This window comes from Holophagales bacterium, from assembly GCA_016699405.1.
Taxonomy (GTDB): Bacteria; Acidobacteriota; Thermoanaerobaculia; order Multivoradales; family JAGPDF01; genus JAAYLR01.
This window is the reverse complement of record CP064972.1, coordinates 754,580-772,820: the sequence shown is the minus strand read 5'-3', so window position 1 is coordinate 772,820 and position 18,241 is coordinate 754,580. Positions and strand designations below refer to the sequence as shown.

Sequence of the window (18,241 nt, the reverse complement as noted above, 5' to 3'; positions counted from 1 at the left end):
CTACTCGAGGTCGGCGACCGGCTGGCCGCCCTTCTGGTAGTGCAGGGTGACCTTCGAGATCTCGAGGAGGTTGAGGTTGGTCCAGACCACCTCGTCGCCGTCGGAGTCGACGATCTTGAGATCCCAGTGCTTGGCCTGCTCCTTGGCGGAGAAGTGGATGTTGACGCTCGCGCCGTCCTCGAGGACGTCGACGCCCAGCACGTCCTCCTCCCACTCGTCGGTTTCCGACGTCGAGATGTAGAGCTCGACGATCCGCAGGCCGGTGCGGTTGACCAGCGTGAAGTCCTGGGCGCCGGCGAGCGCCGTGGCCGGCGCGAGCAGCGCGAGGACGATGGCGAGTGTGAGCAGAGTGGCGAGCGGACCGAGTGACGACTTGCGCATGCAATACCCTCCTGGGGCAACGTGAATAATCCGCGGAGTGTAGCCGGTCGGCGCGAGCGCTGCCAGGGGGTCAGCGGGCGGTCGCTATACTGATCGACCGATGTCGCCGCCCGCCGAGTTTCCTTTGGAAGAGCGCCCGCCGCGACTGATCGTTCTTGGTGCGCCGGCGCCGGGGCGACGGGCGCTGGCCGCCCGGTGGGCGGGCGAGGTGGTCGCTCTGGGGCGCGACTGGAATCCGCTCGAGATCGCCGACCCGCCGCCGAGCCCACGCGATGCGGTCGTGCTCTGGGTCGAACGCGAACAGAGTGCGCCGCTCCCGCGGCTCGCCGCGCTTCATGCCCAACTCCCGCGCCTGCCACTGCTCGCGCGCCTGGCGCGTGGCGCACGGGAGCCGGCGGCACGGCTCTTGGCTTCCGGAGTTCACGAGGTGATCGCCGGGCCCGCCGATCTTCCCGAAGCCCTCGTTCGCGCCCGGGCGAGGCTGGAGCTCGGCGGCGACGGCGGAGCACGCATGACGCGGGAGCGCGCCGTGCCCGCCTACGAGGGGCTCTTTCCCAACCTCTACGACTGGATCTACGTCGTCGGCGTGGCGGAGGACGGTGCGCTGAGCTTCGAGACCGTCAACCCGCCGCTGCAGGCGGCGGGCGACTTTCTCGACCCCGATTTCGTCGGTCGCGCGCCCGAAGCCTGCCTGCCCCCCGAGGGCGCCGAGCGGATGACGTCGCACCTGCGCCGGGTGCTCGTCGAGGGCTGCCCGCTGCGTTTCGAGGAGGAGCAGTCTGTCGGCGGCCGGCGGCGGAGCTTCCAGACCATCCTCACCCCGGTGCGCAACAAGTGGGGGCGCATCCACCGCGTCGCTGGCATCTCGCGCGACATCACCGCGCTCGTCGAGGCGCAGGCAGCCCTGCGCGAAAGCGAGGAGAGGCTGGCGCACGCGCTCGAGGGGACGCAACAGGGGCTCTGGGACTGGGATCTGCTCCGCGGCGTGGTCTATCGCAGCCCGCGCTGGTTCGAGATGCTCGCGCTCGAGCCCGGGGCGGTTGCCGAGACCCTCGAAGCGGGGCTCGAGCGCATTCACCCCGACGATCGGGCCGGCGTCGAGCAGGCGATCCGCCTGCATCTCGACGGCCACCGGCCGCGCCTGCAGGCGGAGTATCGGGTTCGCACCGGCACGGGAGACTGGCTCTGGCTGTTCGACGCGGGGAAAGTCGTCCGTTGGGCCGACGACGGTCGCCCGGCGCGGATCGCCGGCCTCTGCACCGACATCACCGAGCGGCGTCGTGCCGAAGAGTCGCTCCGTGCCCTGGTCGGCGGCGTGGTGCACGAGATGCGCAATCCGGCCTTCGGTATCGGGGTCAACCTCGACGCGCTCGAGGCGACCTTCGGGGAAGATCCGCGCACCCGGCCGTTCGTCGCCGCCCTGCGCGAGAGCTGCCAGCGGATCCTCAACCTGATGAACGATCTGCGCGACTACGGCGAGCCGCGCTCCTGGCGCGCCGAACCGGTCCACGTGCGGGCACTGGTCGACGAGGCCGCCCGCTCCTGCGCGGTCCTCGCCGCGGAGCGTCGTTGCACGGTCCGCCTCGACTTCGAAGACGAAGGGCTGGTCCTGCCGCTGCACCGCCTCCGCATCCACCAGGTCTTCCGCAACCTGCTCGAGAACGCGCTCCAGCACGCACCGGCCGGCAGTGTCGTCCGCGTGACCTGCCAGACCGAGTCGGGAGCGGCGCGAGCATGGTCTGTGCTCGCCGTCGAAGACGACGGGTCGGGGTTCGACGCCGAGGCGCTCGGCCGGGCCTTCGAGCCGTTCTTCACCCGACGGCCCGGCGGTACGGGCCTGGGCCTGTCGATCGTCCGGCGCGTGGTCGAGGAGCACGGCGGGAGCGTCACGGCCGCCAACCGTCCGGGCGGCGGGGCGCGGCTCACCGTCCGCCTGCCGCGGCCCGGGCGCCAGCCCCCGGCGAAGGGAGGCGAGGTTGCCTAGCGCGAGGATCCTGCTCATCGAGGACGACCCGGCGGTGCGCCACGGACTCTCGGCCTTCATGCGTGCGAGCGGTCTCGAAGTGGACGAGGCCGCGAGCTGTCGAGAGGCACGCGCGGCCTTTCGCGAGACGCTGCACGAGGTCGTGGTGGCCGACTACAGTCTCCCCGACGGAACCTCCCTCGACCTGCTCCCCGAGCTCAAGCGGCAGAGCGAGGAGACGCCGGTCATCATCCTCACTGCCCACGGCTCGATCGATCTCGCGGTGCGAGCGATCAAGGAGGGGGCCGAGCAGTTCCTCACCAAGCCGGTCGACGCCAAGACCCTCCTCGTCCTGGTCCGCCGGCTGGTCGAGCAGCGTCAGCTCCGACGCCGGCAGGCCCTCGCCGCGCGCGAAGAGCCGCGCAGCCCGGAGCCCTTCCTCGGGACGAGCGCGGCGATCCGACATCTCGAGGAGCAGGCGCGGCGGATGCTCGAGTGGGACAGCCCGGTCCTGGTGCTCGGCGAGACCGGGTCGGGCAAGGGCGTGCTGGCGCGCTGGATCCACGGCCACGGTCCCCGCGCCGACGAACCGTTCGTCAACGTCAACTGCGCCGGGCTGACGCGCGAGCTGCTCGAATCGGAGCTCTTCGGCTACGAGCGCGGAGCCTTCACCGGGGCGGTGGCGGCCAAGCCCGGGCTGCTCGAAGTCGGCCATCGCGGCATCGTCTTCCTCGACGAGATCGGCGACATGGACATGGCGATCCAGCCCAAGCTCCTGAAAGCGCTCGAGGAGAAGAGCTTTCGCCGTCTCGGTGCGATCGTCGACCGCCAGGTCGACATCCGGCTGATCGCCAGCACGAACATCGACCTCGAAGAACAGGTCCGCGCCAAGCGCTTCCGCGACGATCTCTTCTACCGCGTCAGCACGCTGACGCTGCGCATCCCACCGCTGCGCGAGCGGCAGGAGGACATTCCGTTGCTGGCGCGCGCCATCCTGCGGGCGATCGGCGGGCGCATGGGCAAGCCCGACGTCCGCCTCGAGCCGGCGGCGGAGGCCGAGCTGCTCGCCTACGCCTGGCCCGGCAACATCCGCGAGCTCGCCAACGTCCTCGAGCGGGCGATGATCCTGCAGCGCGGCGAGCGGCTGCTGCCGGAGGACCTCGGTCTTCGCTCGGGGGCTGCAGCGAGTGCCGACCGCGAAGAGGAGGCGCTGTCGCTGCGTGAGGTCGAACGGCGCCACATCCAGCGGGTCCTGCGTCGGACCGGAGGACGTGTCGCCGAGGCGGCCGAGGTGCTCGGCATCGCCCGGCGGACGCTCTACGACCGACTCAAGGCCCTCGGCCTCTCGCGGCAGGACGACCCGACCTGACGCAACGCGGTGGCGGAACCCCGCACGCGGCCGTGCGGAAACCCGCACGACGCAAGTCTCGTTTGGTCCACGACACCAATCCATCTTCAAGAAAACAATGAGGTGACGCGCGCCGCGCGAGCGTGGCACGGCTCTTCCAATAGGCGTTGGCGTCGGGCCCCCCGTCTCGGGGGGCCGAAGTCCAACCCCCCGCCCCGCATGAGCCTGGCGGGGCACAACCGGGAGGAGCCCGATGAAACCCCTCACCTCGATGGCCACCGTGCTGGTCGCCGTCGCCCTGCTGGTCACGCCAGCCTTCGGTCAGGACGCCGCCGCCAACGAGAAGCGCATCCAGGAGCTCGAGAAGAAGGTCGAGCAGCTCCTGCAGGAGAAGGAAGCCCCGAAGGCGACGCTGGCCAGTGGCGCCGAGGCCGAGCGTGAGCTCGAGCCGGTCGGCCTCACCGGCTTCTACGACAACGGCTATCTCGTCGCTACGAGCAAGGACGGCCAGTTCAAGTACTGGCTCGACGGGCGGGTCAACCTCGACTTCGCCACCTACTCCGGCGCCGAGAACCGTCTGCCCACCGGCTTCGAAGTCCGCCGGGCGCGCATCGGCGTCAAGGCCACCCTGTACCAGGACTGGCTCGCCGAGATCGACCTCGACTTCGCCGACAACGCGGTGGAGATCAAGGACCTGTGGGTCGGCTACGCCGGCTTCGACAACAGCGTCATCCGCCTCGGCAACCACAAGGCGCCGTTCGGCCTCGACACCCTCACCTCGTCGAAGAACATCGTCTTCATCGAGCGCTCCTATCTCGATTCCTGGGCTCCGGACCGCCTGATGGGCCTCAGCTACAGCCGTTGGGGCAAGAAGTGGCAGTTCTCGACGGGCGTCTTCGGCCAGGCCGCCGGTGCGTTCGACGACAAGGACACGCTGACCGGCGGCGGTGCCGGCACCGATCAGGAGTTCAGCCTGGTCGGCCGGTTCACCATCGCGCCGCTCAACGAGAAGGGCCGGGTCCTCCACTTCGGTGTCGCCGCGAACCACATGAAGCCGGAAGTCGGCAAGATCGCCACCAGTGGCGCCGACCTGCCGGACCGCCTCGACGCCGCCCGCGTCGTGAAGCTCGACTCGCGCGCCGAGACCCATCCGCTGCGCGCCAAGTTCCTCTCCACCGGCGACATGAAGTACGTCGACTCCTACGACCAGATCGGCGGCGAGCTCGCCGGCGTCTTCGGTCCGGTCAGCTTCCAGGCCGAGTATCAGCAGACCAAGGTCAATCGCGCCGACACGACGATCGTCGCCGTGCGCGACCACGAGTTCAGCGGCTACTACGGCCAGGTGAGCTGGTTGCTCACCGGCGAGACGCGGCCGTACTCCTCGTCGGAGGGCGAGTTCGGTCGGGTCATCCCGAAGGGCCGTTTCGGCGCCCTCGAGCTCGGCCTGCGCTACAGCACGATGGACCTCAACGACATCACCGCCGTCGACGCGATCAAGGGCGGCTCGGCGGAGAACCTGACGCTCGGCCTGACTTGGTTCATGAACGCCAACCACAAGCTCATGGTCAACGTCACCCAGGTCGACAACGACGAGTACGCCAAGCCCGGCAAGGACTGGGCGCCGCTGCCGACCGGCACCGGCACCACCCTGTCGCCGGTCTTCGGAGACGACTTCACGACGATCGCGGTGCGCTACCAGATCGCCTTCTGAGGCGCCTCCCGCGCCAGGCACGACGAGCCACGACCGATGAGCGACTTCGCTCCCGTCTCGATTCCCCGATGGCAGTGGCGCACCGTCGCCCCGGATCTGTCGTGGCTCTTCCGCCCGCTCTCCATCCGCGAGAGCGGGAGCTTTCGCCACCTCGACGAGACGCACCTGGTCTGCCGGCAGAGCTCGCACCATGCCTGGCTCGCCGGCGACACGCTCGAGCTCGCCTGGCGCAAGGAGGTTTCGCCCGAGGGGCTCGAGCTCTGGGACACCGTGCTGCGGGCGCGCGCGCCCTTCGGGCGGGAAAGCGTCGGACGGCTCTTCGAGGCCTGGGGCCTCGCGGCACCGGAGATGGCCGTCGCCCTGCCGACGGTCCCGGGCCTCCTGGCCGGGCCGATCGCCGCCTCCCCGGCGATCCGCCCGGCGAGCCTCGTCCGGCGCTGCCGGGTGGCACCGTTCCACGGCATCGACTGCTCGCTCGAGACGTTGGTCGTCGACGGCGAGATCCGTCTGCAGAGCTTCTCGATCGAGCACGAAGATCCCTCGCTGGTGGTCCAGGTCCTCGAGGAGCTCGGGCTCGGCGCGCTCGCCAATACCAGTCTTCTCCAGGGCCTGCGCGTCGCCCTGGGCCTTCCGCTGACCGAACCGGGGATCCGCTCATGGCCAAAGAGATCGAACGCAAGTACCTCGTGACGCCGGGTGCGTGGACGCCGCGCGACGCCGGCAAGCACTTCAAGCAGGGCTATCTCAACTCGCAGAAGGAGCGCGTCGTTCGCGTCCGCATCGAGGGGGATGTCGCCAAGCTGACGATCAAGGGCGTGACCACCGGCGTGTCGCGCAGCGAGTTCGAGTACCCGCTGCCGCTCGCCGACGCGACGATCCTGCTCGACCAGCTCTGCGAACAGCCGCTGATCGACAAGCACCGCCACGTCGAGGAGCATCACGGCCTGACCTGGGAGATCGACGTCTTCCACGGCGACAACGAGGGCCTGGTGGTCGCCGAAGTCGAGCTGTCGTCGGAGACCGAGCAGCCGACCCTGCCCTCCTGGGTCGCCAGCGAGGTGTCGAGCGATCCGCGCTACTTCAACTCCAACCTGCTCAAGAACCCGTACAAGAACTGGCGCCCGGCCTGAGCCGATCGCCGGCCGCTGGAACAGAATCGACGCATGACGAGCCCCGCCCCCCTCTCCCTGCCGGCCGAGCGGCCCGATCGCCTCCAGGAGCTCCTGGACATGGAGAAGATGACGCTCTCGTCGAAGGGGAGAGCGGCGCAGGGGGCGTCCGAGCGCTGGATGCGGTACCTCGGTTTTCCCGCCGGCATCCTCGCGTTCCTGCTCGTCTTCTATCTCCCGGCGGAGGCCAGCCTTTCGGGCGCGGCGCAGGCCGGGATGGCCTGCTTCGTCCTGGCGCTCGTCTGGTGGGTGACCGAGCCGTTCCCCACCTACGTCACTTCGCTCGCCCTGATGTTCCTGCTGCTCGTCACGCGCGCCTCCGCGGCCAAGGCGATCATGGACGTGCTGGGGATGGAGGTGATCTGGCTCAATCTCCTCGCCTTCATCCTGAGCGCGATGCTGGTCAAGACGCGGCTGGCGCGTCGCCTCTCTCTCTGGCTGGTGCTGCGTCTCGGCAAGAACGCCGGACAGGCGTTGCTCGCCTTCCTGCTGCTGCAGATGGTGCTCGCCCCGCTCATTCCGGCAACGGCGGCCCGCTGCGTGATGACCCTGCCGTTGATGCTGGTCGTGGCGGCGATCTACGGCTCGACCGAAGAGTCCCCGAACGCCTTCGGCAAGAACCTGATGCTGCTCAACCTGGTCGGCATCTCGGTGCTGTCGTCGATGACCATGACCGGGAGCTCGGCGAACCTGATCGCCGTCGGGCTCATCCAGACGATGGGCGGGCACCGCGTCTACTACATGGACTGGGCGCGGCTCGGCGCGCCGATCGCCATCCTCACCACCGTCCTGATGTGGCTGCTCGGACAGAAGCTCCTCTTCCGCATCCCGAAGGCGGAGCGGGCGCCACGCCTCGCGGGCGGACTCGACCGGATCCGCGCCAAGTACGACGAGATGGGTCCGCTGTCGACCGGCGAGCGCAAGGCGATCGCCATCTTCGGACTCGTCCTCTTCCTCTGGATGACCGACATCTTCCACCTGCGCTGGTTCGGGGTGGAAGTCACGGCGCCGTTCGCCGCCCTGCTCGGCGCGGTCATCGTCCTCTTCCCGCGCTGGGGAGTTCTGCAGTGGGCCGAGGCCGACATCCCCTGGCACCTGCTGATCTTCAGTGCGGGAGCCTATGCGGGGGGCCTCGCCCTCGACGACACCGGCGCCGCCGAGTGGGCGGTGCGCAAGCTCTTCGGCGGCGTGGCGCTCGACGGCCTGCCGTTCGGCGTGACCTTCACCGTCATCATGGCGGTGATGATGTACAGCCACCTGCTCACCACCTCGAAGACGGTGCGGACGATGATCATGCTGCCGATCATCATCACCCTCGCCAAGACGCTCGGCTGGGATCCGCTCTCGCTCGCTCTGCCGGCGGCGCTCTGCATCGACTGGGTGGTCGGGCTGCCGATCAGCGGCAAGCCGAACGTCATCCTCTTCTCCACCAACCAGTACTCGGTGATGGAGAACTTCCGTTACGGCATGGCGACCTGCACCCTCGGCCTCGTCCTCCTGGTGATCTCGGCCGCCACCTGGTTCCACTGGCTCGGCATCACGCCGTCGTTCTGGGCGGTGGCGCGATGAGAGCCGCCGTGCGCGTCGCCCTGCTCGCCGTCCTGCCCTTCGCGGCAACGGCCGCGGCCGGCGCGACGCGAGTGGAGAGCTACGAGCTCCGTCTGACCCTCTCCGCCGACGGCTCCGGCCTGGCCGCCGCGACGGTCCACCTCGTCGGCTGCTCGGCCGGGTCGCTCCTCCTGCCGCTGGGGTTGCCTGGAGCGAACGACCTCCGCCTCCTCGACGCCCCTCCCGGGACGGCGGTCGACGTCGTGCCCGCCGGCGGCCAGGCGAACCTCCGCATCTCGCTGCCGGAAGGGGTGCCCGAGAGCGCGAGCCTGCGCGTCGAGCTGCCGGTTGCCGGGCTGCTCGTGCGGCAGGCGGCGGCGTCGGAGAGCGACGGGTCGACGGCGATGCTCGACCGTTGGACGCTCCGCCACGCCCTGCTCGCGACGCAGCCGGAGTCGATCGATCGCTACCGGGTCGAGGTCGTCTTCCCGCCGGGGATGCGCGCGCATGCCCTGCGCGACGCGTTGCCGCGCCTGCGCAAGGGCGAGAGCCTGCCGCGCGCCGGGCTCACCGCGATCGACGGCCACCCGGGAGCGCAGCTCGCGGTCGACCGTCTGGTGCAGGGCGAGACCGCCGCGCTCCAGCTCGAGCTGGTGCGGAGCGAGCGCTCGCCCGCCTGGTGGATCGTCGGGCTCGTGCTCTCCCTCGTCTACCTCGTCCGATTCCGGGATCTGGTGGCGAAGTCGGCCTCCTGAGCCGCCACCGTTCCCTCCCGCAAGGAGCCTTTTCATGTCCGATCCGCTCGCCAAGAACGTCGCCACCACCGCCGAGGAGGCGGCCAAGATCGTCCCTCGCGCCGAGTTCCGCGTCTTCGGGCGCGGCATCATCGACAGCGTGAAGTCACGCCTGTGGAACGGCAAGACCGTCCTCTTCCAGGCACGCAAGATGCCGGCCGAGACCTACTTCCTCTCGCGCCGGACGAACGAGGCGAACGTCAAGGTGCGTGACGGGCTGCTCGACATCAAGACCAAGACCGGCGAGACGCCGGAGGGCTACGAGATCTTCCAGCCGCGCGGCAAGTTCCAGTTCCCGGTCCGGCGCGAGGAGCTGGCGACGATCCTCTCGCACCTCCAGGTGACGATGGAGCTCGCGGCCGAGACGTACACCCTCGACGAGTTCATCGCCATGGCGCGTCAGCATGCCGACCTCGTCCCGGTGCTCGTCGAGAAGATGCGCTACGGCTTCACCATCGACGGCGTGATCTGCGAGTACGCCGAGGTCTTCTTCAACGGCGCGCTGGTCGAGTCGGCCTGCGTCGAGAGCGAGAACTACGCGGCGATGCGCGACGTGGTCGCCGGGCTGGGCCTCGCCGAGCAGCCGAACGTGAACTACCTCAAGGCCGCCAAGCGAGTGGTCGGGATGGAATGAGTCGCTGCCGCCGGCGTTCGCGCCGGCGTCCGGCCCGACCCGCGAACGGATCCGCACCATGACACCGGCGATCGTCACTCCCTTCCTCCTGACCATGGCGGTCAGCTTCCTGATCGGCATCGGTCTGCGCGAGTACTACGAAGGGGAGGGGAAGTTCGACACCTTCGGGACGGTGCGCACCTTCGTCTTCATCGGCATGCTGGGACTGATCCTCTTCCAGTTGCCGGAGATCGGGCCGCAGGCGTTCCTCGTCGGTCTGGCCGCGCTGTCGTTCTTCCTGCTCGTCTACTACAGCAACAAGGTGCGGCAGAAGAAGAGCCCGGGCCTGATCGGGGTGCACATCGCCCTGCTGACCTACGCCACCGGCCCGATCGCGCTCCTGCAACCGCACTGGTTCCTGGTGCTGATCGCCATCTCGATCCTCTTCGTGCTGCACTCGAAGGGGCGCATCCGGCAGTTCACCGACCGGCTGGAGACCGGCGAGGTGGTGACCGCCTGCAAGTTCCTGGCGATCGTCGCGGTGATCCTGCCGCTGATCCCCGACGCGCCGGCGGGTGACGATCTGCTCGGGCACTTCTTCCGCGCCTTGCCGGTGACCCCGCGGCAGATCTGGATGGCCGTCGTCGTCACCACGGCGATCTCCTACCTCGGCTACGTCCTCCAGACCTACCTCTTCCCGCACAAGGGACTGATGCTCGCCGGCATCATCGGCGGCGTCTACTCGAGCACGGTCACCGTGCTGGTGCTGTCGAAGAAGTCGCGCTCACTCCCCGGCATCGACCGCGAGGCCGCGGTCGCCATTCTCCTCGCGGTCTCGATGATGTACCTGCGCCTGCTGGCGCTCACCGCGATCTTCCGCTTCTCCTCCGCGCTGGCCGTGGGCCCGGCGCTCCTCGTTCTTTCCGGCCTGGCGGCGGGCTACGGCATCTGGCTGCGCCGCCGCCGCGAGGCCGTGCCGGCGAGCGAGAGCGCCGTGGAAGAGCCGCCGGCCGAGGGCCGGGTGGGGTCGGAGGAGCCCGAGCTGCGCAAGAACCCCCTCGAGCTGAACTCGGCGCTGCTCTTCGCCGTGCTCTTCGCCGTCGTCTCGCTGGCCACCAAGTACAGCCTCGAGACGTTCAAGGAGATGGGCCTGCGCATGCTGTCGTTCGTCGTCGGCTTCTCCGACATCACGCCGTTCGTCGTTTCGCTGCTTCAGGGCAGCTACGGTATCGGTGAAGCGCAGATCCTCCAGGCGGTGGTCATCGCCAGCGCCAGCAACAACCTGCTGAAGACGGTCTACACCTACGCCTTCGGCTCGCGCCGCACCGCCCATCTCGCCGCACCGGGGATGATCGGCCTCGCGGTGCTCTCGCTCTTCTACGCGCTCGTCGGTCTCTGACGCTCACCCCGTCGCGCGTCGTTCCGATCGCGTGGCGCGAGACGGTCCCTTCCTTGTCGGGGCGCGGCTCGAGCGCGCGGGCGGCGCCGGCTCTCCGGGCTCGACCGTCGAGCCGGCGTCCCGCGAGGATCAGCCGACGAGGCGAACGGCGACGCGGGTCTCCTTGTCGCTCGCCTTGGCGACGAGACGGACGTGGTCGACCTTGCGGCCGTTGCCGAAGTCGAGCAGCGAGTAGATGCCGATCTTCTGGACCCCGTCGTTGAAGTCGACGACCTGAGTCTCGCCGTTCTCGAAGACCACCTCGGCAAAGCTCAGTTGCGCCGGCCCCTCGGTGATGTCGAGCAGCAGCCGGTCGCCGCGGCGATCGACGTCCATGGCGATCTCCGACCAGTTGTCCTCGCGCGCGAGCGACTCGGCGTCCGACCAGACGATGCGGTCGGTTGCCGGCGCCGCGATCACCACGGCGCCGAAGGCGACGTGCGGCAGGTAGATGCGGGGGGCGACGCGGAAGGTCACCGCCGGCCGGCGGACGACGACGTGCGGCAACGGCCGGTGGAGGGGGAACCCGACGCTGACCCGCACCGTGGCCCGCGGTCCACGGTGGACGACTCGAACGCGAGTGGCGGAGGCGGGCGCGGCGCCCGCGAGGAACGAAGCGACGAGAAGGACAACGGCTGCAGCGCGGTTCATCGGCGTCTCCTGGCAGTGTGGACTGCTTCACCGGCGGTGTCTTGCCCGCCTCGTTCGTTGCAACACCGGAATGCCAGCTCTCCTGCGCCCTCAGCCTTCTCTCGCGACGCGGCGGAGGTCGTGAGCCGCATCCGGCTCGCCCCTCGTCCGACCCCCGGCCGAGTCCGGTCGGGATCGGTCGCCGAGCGAGGGCTCTTCGGTCAGGGAAGCCTGGCCGACCACGCCAGCGTGTTCCCCGCCTCGTAGCCGTCGGCCCAGAAGAGGTACAGCTCGTCGGCGCCGAGATCGTAGGTCCCCCCGTTCGGCCCTGGCGTTCCGTTCGAATTGCTCGCGGCATCATAACCGCGCGCCTCGAGGTCGAGGTCGCTCTGCAGCGGCGAGTAGAGGAACGTGTCGCAGTAGTCGATCGCCGGGGAGGTGGAGCGCAAGGCGAGGTTGCCGTTCGCGGCATCGACGAAGGCCGGATCGACGGTGCTGACGAAGGTGGCGGAGGGGGGCAGGCCGGTCGTGTTCGACAGGATCAGGCAGTCGACCTCGGGGAGTGACGCCCCGAGAATCGCCTGGACTGCCGAGTTCGGGTAGAAGATGCTCGAGTTGAGCGTCGCGGTGGCGTTCGTGCTCAAGAAGACGGGGCGGGCCGGGAGCGTGCCGCTGGCGAAGAAGTTGCCGGAGGCCGAGACGAAGCCGACGTGGATCTCTGCGTTAGACGAGCCGGAGAAGAGGGCGTCGGGCCCCTGGTTGTTCCAGAAGCTCAGCCCCTCGGCCTTGATCGTCGAGCCGACGCCGAAGGCGTAGAACAGGCTTCCCCACTCGGCGGAGACGTCGATCGAGTTTCCTTCGACCAGGGTCTGGTAGATCTCGAGGTCGGCGTCGCTTTCGACCCAGGCGACCGCGCCGTCCACCCCCTGATTGGCCTGGGTGACCTGGTTGAGCGACAGGTCGGAGCAGCGTTCCGGGTCGTAGCAGCGCCCGCTCACCCGGTCGACGATGACCCGTGCTCCCTGGTCGGCCCAGATCGCACCCCCTTCGAGCCCGGCCTGGTTGACCCGTACCCGGGCGTTGCGGATCGTCACCGTCGTGCCGGCACCGCTCGCGTAGATGCCACCGCCCTGGTCGGTCGCCGTGTTGCCCGAGACCTGCGTCGCGAACTGCGTCGCCTGATCGGAGCCGTCGACGATCACCGTCGCTCCGCCGCTCGCGTGGATGCCGCCGCCGAACGAGGCGTCGTTGTTGGTGATCGCTCCGCCGGCGTGGACGGTGAGGGTGCATCCGGTCCCGGCGAGGATCCCGGCGCCGTTCGTCGCGATGTTGTTGTCGACGGTTGCGGCGAGCTCGACGTGCGAGCCCGAGAGGCAGGCGACGCCGGAGCCGGAGTTCGGGCCGATGCTCGACCCGGTGTCGGCGAGGATGGTCGCACCGTTGAAGGCGCCGATGCCGCCGCCGCCGTTGGACTGCACGGTGACGTGCGTCAGCGTGACCTGCGCGCCGCCGTCGGCCCACACCCCGAGCGCCCCGGAGCCGTTGAGCATCAGGTCGCGGAGGGTGACCAGCGAATCGGCTTGCGAGGAGGTGTCGACCTTGACGACCGGGGCTGAGAGCGAGCCGGTGAGCGTCGTCAGGCCACTCGGCGTCGCGTCCGCGCAGTTGTCGTAGCCGCCGGCCAGCGTCAGCGAACCGACGGTGGCCGAGCTCCAGTCGGTGAGGTGGAGCGAGACGTTGCTGTAGGTCTGGTTGCGCGCGATGCGGATCTCGTCGTTGCCGGCGGCGAGCGAGGCGAAGAGCGCGGCGGTGATCGTCGAGTAGCTGCAGGCTCCGTCGCTGCCGACTGTGAAGACCGCGGCTTCGAGCGAGGCGGGAACCGCGATCAGGAGCAGCGAGGTGCAGACGAGGATGCCGATGCGACGAGCCCACCGAGCAGAAGACATGCGCCCCTCCCTCCGGAAGATCCTCAAACAGCAACCAGCCCCATCGGATTTTCGCGGCGCAGAGTAGCACAGCCCATCCCCTGGATCGGCGATGGTCCGCCACGACCGATGCGAGTCCGCAGGTCGTCCCGCACGCCAGGGCCAACCGTGTTCACTCGATCCGCTCCGGGACGTACGTCCTGCCGCGCCCTTGGGTCACGCACCCGCACTGGGGCGCCCGTCGTGGAGGTGAGCCAAGCAAGGTGCCGGGCGGTGGGGAGCGACGCCGCAGGGAGCGAGAAGGCACCGGCCGGCGATGGGGAGTTGCGGACGGTCGGGACGACCGGCGACGTTCGCGCGTAGGAGAAGTGGGAGCCGCCTCACGGCCAACCCTCCCGCGGAGGTCTCTCATGCCCGACGGAACCCGCACCTGGCGTCCGATCATCTGCGAGCTGTTCCTGGCCTTGCTGCTGCCGCTCGTCGCCAGCGGAGCGACCGTCACCGTGACGACGTCCCCTGACCGGATGGACTTCGCTCCCGTGGTCGCAGCGCTCCCCGACGGCGGATGGGCCGTGGCGTGGGAGGCCATCGGCGCCGGTTCGCTCGGTCAGGTCTGGATCCGACAGCTCGACGCCAGCGGTGCGCCGCGCGGGCCGGAGGAGCTGGTCGACTCGGGGATCATCGCGCTCGCCATGCGCGCTCCGCGTCTGGCGGTGGCGCCGGACGGCACGATGCTCGTCGCCTATCGGATGCAGCGCTACAACTTCTCGGGCCTCGCCGTGCGCCGTTTCCCCGCGAGCGGCGCGCCCCCGGCGGGGAGCTCCGCTGCGCTCGTGACCGCCGGTCCGACCGAGATCGGCCGACACGACGTCGTCGCGCTGCCCGGTGGCGGCTGGCTGCTCGTCTACGCCTTCACGCCCGCCGATGGCTCGGCGCCGGCGTCGATCCGCGCGTTGAGGCTCGATGCCGCCGGGGCGGCGAGCGGACCCACGACGACGCTCTCCCCAGCGGATGGGGCCCATCGCGTCGACCCCGCCCTCGCCCGCCGCCCGGACGGCCTCGTCGTCACCTGGGTGCGAACCTCGCCGGGGGAAGGCGAGCCGCCGCTCCTCCCGGTTACCGCGGCCCGTCGTCTCGACGCGCTTGGCGATCCGCTGGGGGGCGAGCAAGTCGTCCGCCTCGAAGATGGAACGCTGCAGTCGGATCGTCTCCCTGCCGCAGCGAGCGCCGGCAACGTCGAGGGACGTGCCGTCTGGTTCGCTCTCGACGAGACGACGCGGGCCGTGACGCTGCGCACCCGCCGCCTGCTCGACGGCTTGCCGATCGGCAACATGCAGGAGATCCGCTCGCTGGCCACCTGGCTCGAGCCTTCGCTCCCGGCGGTCGCGGCCGACGAACGCGGGCGGTTTCTCGTCACGTGGACCGAGCCGATCCCCGGCGATCCCTCCGGTCGCTTCCAGCCGGGGTGGCAGGCGTTCGGCCGAGGTGCGAACCCCCTCGGCCCGATGAATCCGCTACCGGCGTCGATCGCCGGCCTCGGCTCCGCTTCACCCGGAGCCGCGATGCAGCCCGGTGGCGCCTGGGCCGTGGCGTGGGGTGGGCAGACGCCAGCCGGCCAGTCGGCGATCTACGCCGATCTCGGGGCGCTGGCCGACGATTGCGTGGCGACCGAGACCGCTCTCTGCCTCACCGGTGGCCGCTTCCGAGTCGAGGCGACCTGGAACGACCACCACGGCCTGCCGGGTTTCGGTCACGCCGTGCCGATCGCCAGCGACACCGGCGGCTTCTGGTTCTTCGGGCCGGGAAACGTCGAGCTGGTCGTCAAGGTGCTCGACGCCTGTCACCTGCCGGAGTTCCGCGACTTCTGGGTCTTCGCCGCTGGCCTGACCGACGTCGGGGTCGACCTGGCGGTCACCGACACCGTCACCGGTGAACGCTGGACGTACGACCATCCTCGCGGCGTTCCCTTCCCACCGGTTCAGGACACCGACGCCCTTCACGTGTGTCCGTGAAGCCCCGGCGTCGTCGGTCGGGCTCCCACCGCCGGCGCCTCACTCCCACTCGATCGTCCCCGGCGGCTTGGTCGTCAGGTCGAAGGCGAAGCCGCTGATGGCGGGCAGGGCGAGCAGGCGTTCGCCGAGCTCGCCGAGCAGCGCCGGCGGGAGCTCGGCGGGGGTGGCCGTCATGCCGCGCTCGGAGCGGATCGGCCGGACGATGACCAGCTCGCTGCCGCGACCGTCGACGGCGAGTGGCACGAGGACGGTCGGACACTGCCAGATCGCATCGTAAAGGCCGTGGCGTCGCAGCCCCTGCATGACGATGGCGTCGGCGTGGCGCAGCAGGTCGAGCCGTTCGCGGGTCACCGTGGCGGCGAGCGGCGTGAAGCTCGCCGGTCGCCCGGGGCCGAGCCAGCGCAGGCAGCGGTTGACGTGCGGCACCTCCTGATAGATCGCCGCCGCGAGCGTCAGCAGGCGCGGCCACGAGATCTGCTCGGGGCCGAGATCGAGGAGCACCGGGTGCTCGTAGGCGCGCAGGTCCGCCTTGACCCCCACCGAGCGGATCGGCAGGGCAAGCGCTCGCACCCCTTCCCGCGCCGCCAGCGTGGCGAGCGCCGGCTCGAGCTCCTCGAAGTGCGACCGATCCCGCTCGCCGTCCGAGCAGAGCAGCCGGACGCCGAGGCCGGGCCCGGGAAACGGGTGCCGCCAGAGCGCCTCGCGCGGGATCCCCAGCCGCTCCCCGAGCTCGCGGACCTCGACCTTGTAGAGGTCGGCGAGCGGCTCGACGATCCTCCCGGCGGCGATCATCTCGGCGATCACCGGCACCCGGTTGTGATGCGTCTTGATCGTGTCGGCCCGCTTCGTGCCGCCGGTCTCGATCGTGTCGGGGTAGATCGTCCCCTGGGCGAGCAGGTGGCTCTCGATGCCGAGCCGGCGTGCCTTGCGCTCGAAGACCTCGACGAAGGTGTCGCCGATCACCCGGCGCTTGCGCTCCGGCTCGACGATCCCTTCGAGCGCCGAGAGGAAGGTGTCGCTCGCGTCGATGAAGGAGAGATTGGCCCCGAGGCCGAGCGACTCGAGCAGCTCGACGACCTGGTGGCTCTCGTCCTGCCGCATCAATCCGTTGTCGACGTGCAGCAGGCGGACGCGGTCGTTGCCGAGCGCCTGGGCGAGCAGCTTGGCGGCGACCGTCGAGTCGACGCCGCCGGAGGCGAGCAGGAAGACCGAGCGGTCGCCGACCTGGGCGCGCAGACGGACCGTCTCCTCCTCGAGGAACTGGTCCATCGTCCACGAGCGCTCGCAGCCGCAGATGCCGAAGACGAAGTTGGCGATCATCGCCTCGCCGTGCAGCGTGTCGTCGACCTCCGGGTGGAACTGCAGGCCGTAGCGCCGAAGGCGATCGGAGCCGATCGCCGCGAAGCGATGGGCCGGTGAACCGGGAGCCAGCTCGGTCGCGCCGAGCTCCTCGAAGTCCGGGCCGAGGGCGACGACCGAGTCGTAGTGGCTCATCCAGACCGGCTCGACCGGTCCGAGCCCGGCGAAGAGCGGATGCTGGCGCGTCAGTCGCAGCTCGGCCGGCCCCCACTCGCGACCGCCGTGCGCCACCTCGCCACCGTAGTGCTTGGCGATCTCCTGGTGACCGAAACAGAAGCCGAGGATCGGCACCGGCAGGTCGTAGATCGCCCGCGTGTAGTCGGAGTCTTCGCCGAGCGACGAGAGCGACGGGCTGCCGGAAAGGATGATCCCGCGATAGGGCGCGAAGCGCTCGATCGGGTCGTCGGGTTGGCGGATCTCGGCGCGCACGCCGAGGCGGCGGACCTTCGTGGCGATCAGGTGTGCGTACTGGCCGCCGAAGTCGACGACCGCGATGATGTCGTGGTGCAAGGGGTGCTCCTTCGGGGTGGACGCCCGGAGGGCCGGGCGTGCGTCACGATCCTATCGCCCGAGCGCGACAGCGGCCCTCTGCTACGCTGATCGCTTACCATTCACGCAACGGCGGGAGGAGAGGCGATGAGTGCAGATCGCAGGCGAGCCATCGTGGCCGGAGCGAGCGGGCTCGTCGGCTCCCATCTGGTCGACGAGCTGCTCGCCGACGAGAGCTGGAGCGCGGTGACGCTCCTCGTGCGACGGCCGCTGCCGCGCACCCACGCGAAGCTCACCCATCTCGTCGTCGACTTCGCGGCCCTCCCGTCGTTGCCCGCCGCCGACGACCTCTTCTGCGCTCTCGGGACGACGATCGCCAAGGCCGGATCGCAGCCGGCGTTCCGTGCCGTCGACCACGACGCCGTCCTCGCCTTCGCCGCGGCGGGCTGGCAGGCGGGGGCGCGCCAGCTCCTGGTGGTCAGCTCGCTCGGTGCCGACCCGGCATCGCGCACCTTCTACAGCCGGGTCAAGGGCGAGATGGAGCGGGCGGTCGAGGCGCTCGCCTTCGATTCGATCCAGATCTTCCGCCCTTCGCTGCTGCTCGGCGACCGCGCCGAGCTGCGCGTCGGGGAGCGCGTGGCCAGCGCCGTCTTCGCCCCGCTCGGCCCGCTCTTCCTGGGCCCGCTGGCGCGCTACCGGCCGATCGCCGCGAGCACGGTGGCCGCGGCGATGCGGCGGGTCGCCCGCGCCGCGCCGAGCGGTCTGGCGATTCACGAGTCCGAGCGGATCCGCGCCCTGGCCGAGGGCTAGCGCGACGATCCGCCCGGACGGCTGCGTGCGCCGCTCCCGCGGCGTGGGCCA

General features: G+C 70.0%; 15 protein-coding genes. 11 read left to right on the top strand and 4 right to left on the bottom strand.

Annotated features, from left to right (window positions below; translation table 11 throughout):
- A complete protein-coding gene (locus tag IPJ17_03225; protein ID QQR74618.1) occupies positions 1–381 on the bottom strand; it encodes a hypothetical protein in 381 nt (126 codons plus the stop codon).
- Positions 382–481: 100 nt separating this feature from the next.
- On the opposite strand from IPJ17_03225, the gene IPJ17_03220 reads away from it, so the two are divergent.
- The 9 genes from IPJ17_03220 to IPJ17_03180 all read left to right on the top strand — a co-directional run bounded on the left by IPJ17_03220 (position 482) and on the right by IPJ17_03180 (position 10,926).
- Positions 482–2,365 (top strand): PAS domain-containing protein, encoded by a 1,884-nt coding sequence (locus IPJ17_03220; protein QQR74617.1) that lies wholly within the window; start codon positions 482–484, stop codon positions 2,363–2,365.
- On the top strand, positions 2,358–3,713 hold the full coding sequence (locus tag IPJ17_03215; GenBank protein ID QQR74616.1) for a sigma-54-dependent Fis family transcriptional regulator: 1,356 nt from the start codon (positions 2,358–2,360) through the stop codon (positions 3,711–3,713). The genes IPJ17_03220 and IPJ17_03215 overlap by 8 nt, the downstream gene beginning before the upstream one ends.
- 232 nt (positions 3,714–3,945) lie before the next feature.
- Positions 3,946–5,403, top strand: coding sequence for a hypothetical protein (locus IPJ17_03210; GenBank protein ID QQR74615.1), 1,458 nt, complete (start codon positions 3,946–3,948; stop codon positions 5,401–5,403).
- Positions 5,404–5,439: 36 nt separating this feature from the next.
- Complete coding sequence (locus IPJ17_03205) at positions 5,440–6,093, top strand: hypothetical protein (GenBank protein ID QQR74614.1); 654 nt, start codon at positions 5,440–5,442, stop codon at positions 6,091–6,093.
- Positions 6,060–6,533, top strand: a complete 474-nt coding sequence (locus tag IPJ17_03200; GenBank protein ID QQR74613.1) for a CYTH domain-containing protein — start codon at positions 6,060–6,062, stop codon at positions 6,531–6,533. The genes IPJ17_03205 and IPJ17_03200 overlap by 34 nt, the downstream gene beginning before the upstream one ends.
- A gap of 33 nt (positions 6,534–6,566) precedes the next feature.
- Entirely contained in the window at positions 6,567–8,141 is a 1,575-nt protein-coding gene (locus tag IPJ17_03195) for an anion permease (GenBank protein QQR74612.1), read from the top strand.
- Complete coding sequence (locus tag IPJ17_03190) at positions 8,138–8,875, top strand: hypothetical protein (GenBank protein ID QQR74611.1); 738 nt, start codon at positions 8,138–8,140, stop codon at positions 8,873–8,875. Before IPJ17_03195 ends, IPJ17_03190 begins: the two co-directional genes overlap by 4 nt.
- 34 nt (positions 8,876–8,909) lie before the next feature.
- The gene (locus IPJ17_03185) at positions 8,910–9,548 is read left to right on the top strand and encodes a hypothetical protein (protein ID QQR74610.1); all 639 of its coding nucleotides are present in this window, start codon (positions 8,910–8,912) and stop codon (positions 9,546–9,548) included.
- 58 nt (positions 9,549–9,606) lie between these two features.
- On the top strand, positions 9,607–10,926 hold the full coding sequence (locus IPJ17_03180) for a DUF4010 domain-containing protein (protein ID QQR74609.1): 1,320 nt from the start codon (positions 9,607–9,609) through the stop codon (positions 10,924–10,926).
- Between the two features lie 129 nt (positions 10,927–11,055).
- Here IPJ17_03180 and IPJ17_03175 read toward each other — a convergent pair whose 3' ends face one another.
- Both IPJ17_03175 and IPJ17_03170 read right to left on the bottom strand, forming a co-directional pair.
- Positions 11,056–11,616: a hypothetical protein gene (locus IPJ17_03175; GenBank protein ID QQR74608.1), complete on the bottom strand. Its 561-nt coding sequence runs from the start codon at positions 11,614–11,616 to the stop codon at positions 11,056–11,058.
- 200 nt (positions 11,617–11,816) lie between these two features.
- Complete coding sequence (locus IPJ17_03170; GenBank protein QQR74607.1) at positions 11,817–13,541, bottom strand: right-handed parallel beta-helix repeat-containing protein; 1,725 nt, start codon at positions 13,539–13,541, stop codon at positions 11,817–11,819.
- 389 nt (positions 13,542–13,930) lie between these two features.
- Between IPJ17_03170 and IPJ17_03165 the strand changes: the two genes are divergently transcribed.
- Positions 13,931–15,532, top strand: a complete 1,602-nt coding sequence (locus tag IPJ17_03165) for a hypothetical protein (protein ID QQR74606.1) — start codon at positions 13,931–13,933, stop codon at positions 15,530–15,532.
- A gap of 39 nt (positions 15,533–15,571) precedes the next feature.
- Here the strand turns inward: IPJ17_03165 and guaA are convergent, their stop codons facing one another.
- Complete coding sequence (gene guaA / locus IPJ17_03160) at positions 15,572–17,401, bottom strand: glutamine-hydrolyzing GMP synthase (protein ID QQR74605.1); 1,830 nt, start codon at positions 17,399–17,401, stop codon at positions 15,572–15,574.
- Positions 17,402–17,527: 126 nt separating this feature from the next.
- On the opposite strand from guaA, the gene IPJ17_03155 reads away from it, so the two are divergent.
- Positions 17,528–18,190 carry an NAD(P)H-binding protein gene (locus IPJ17_03155; GenBank protein ID QQR74604.1) on the top strand — a complete coding sequence of 221 codons (663 nt, stop codon included), beginning with the start codon at positions 17,528–17,530 and terminating at the stop codon, positions 18,188–18,190.
- The last annotated feature ends 51 nt before the right edge of the window (positions 18,191–18,241 follow it).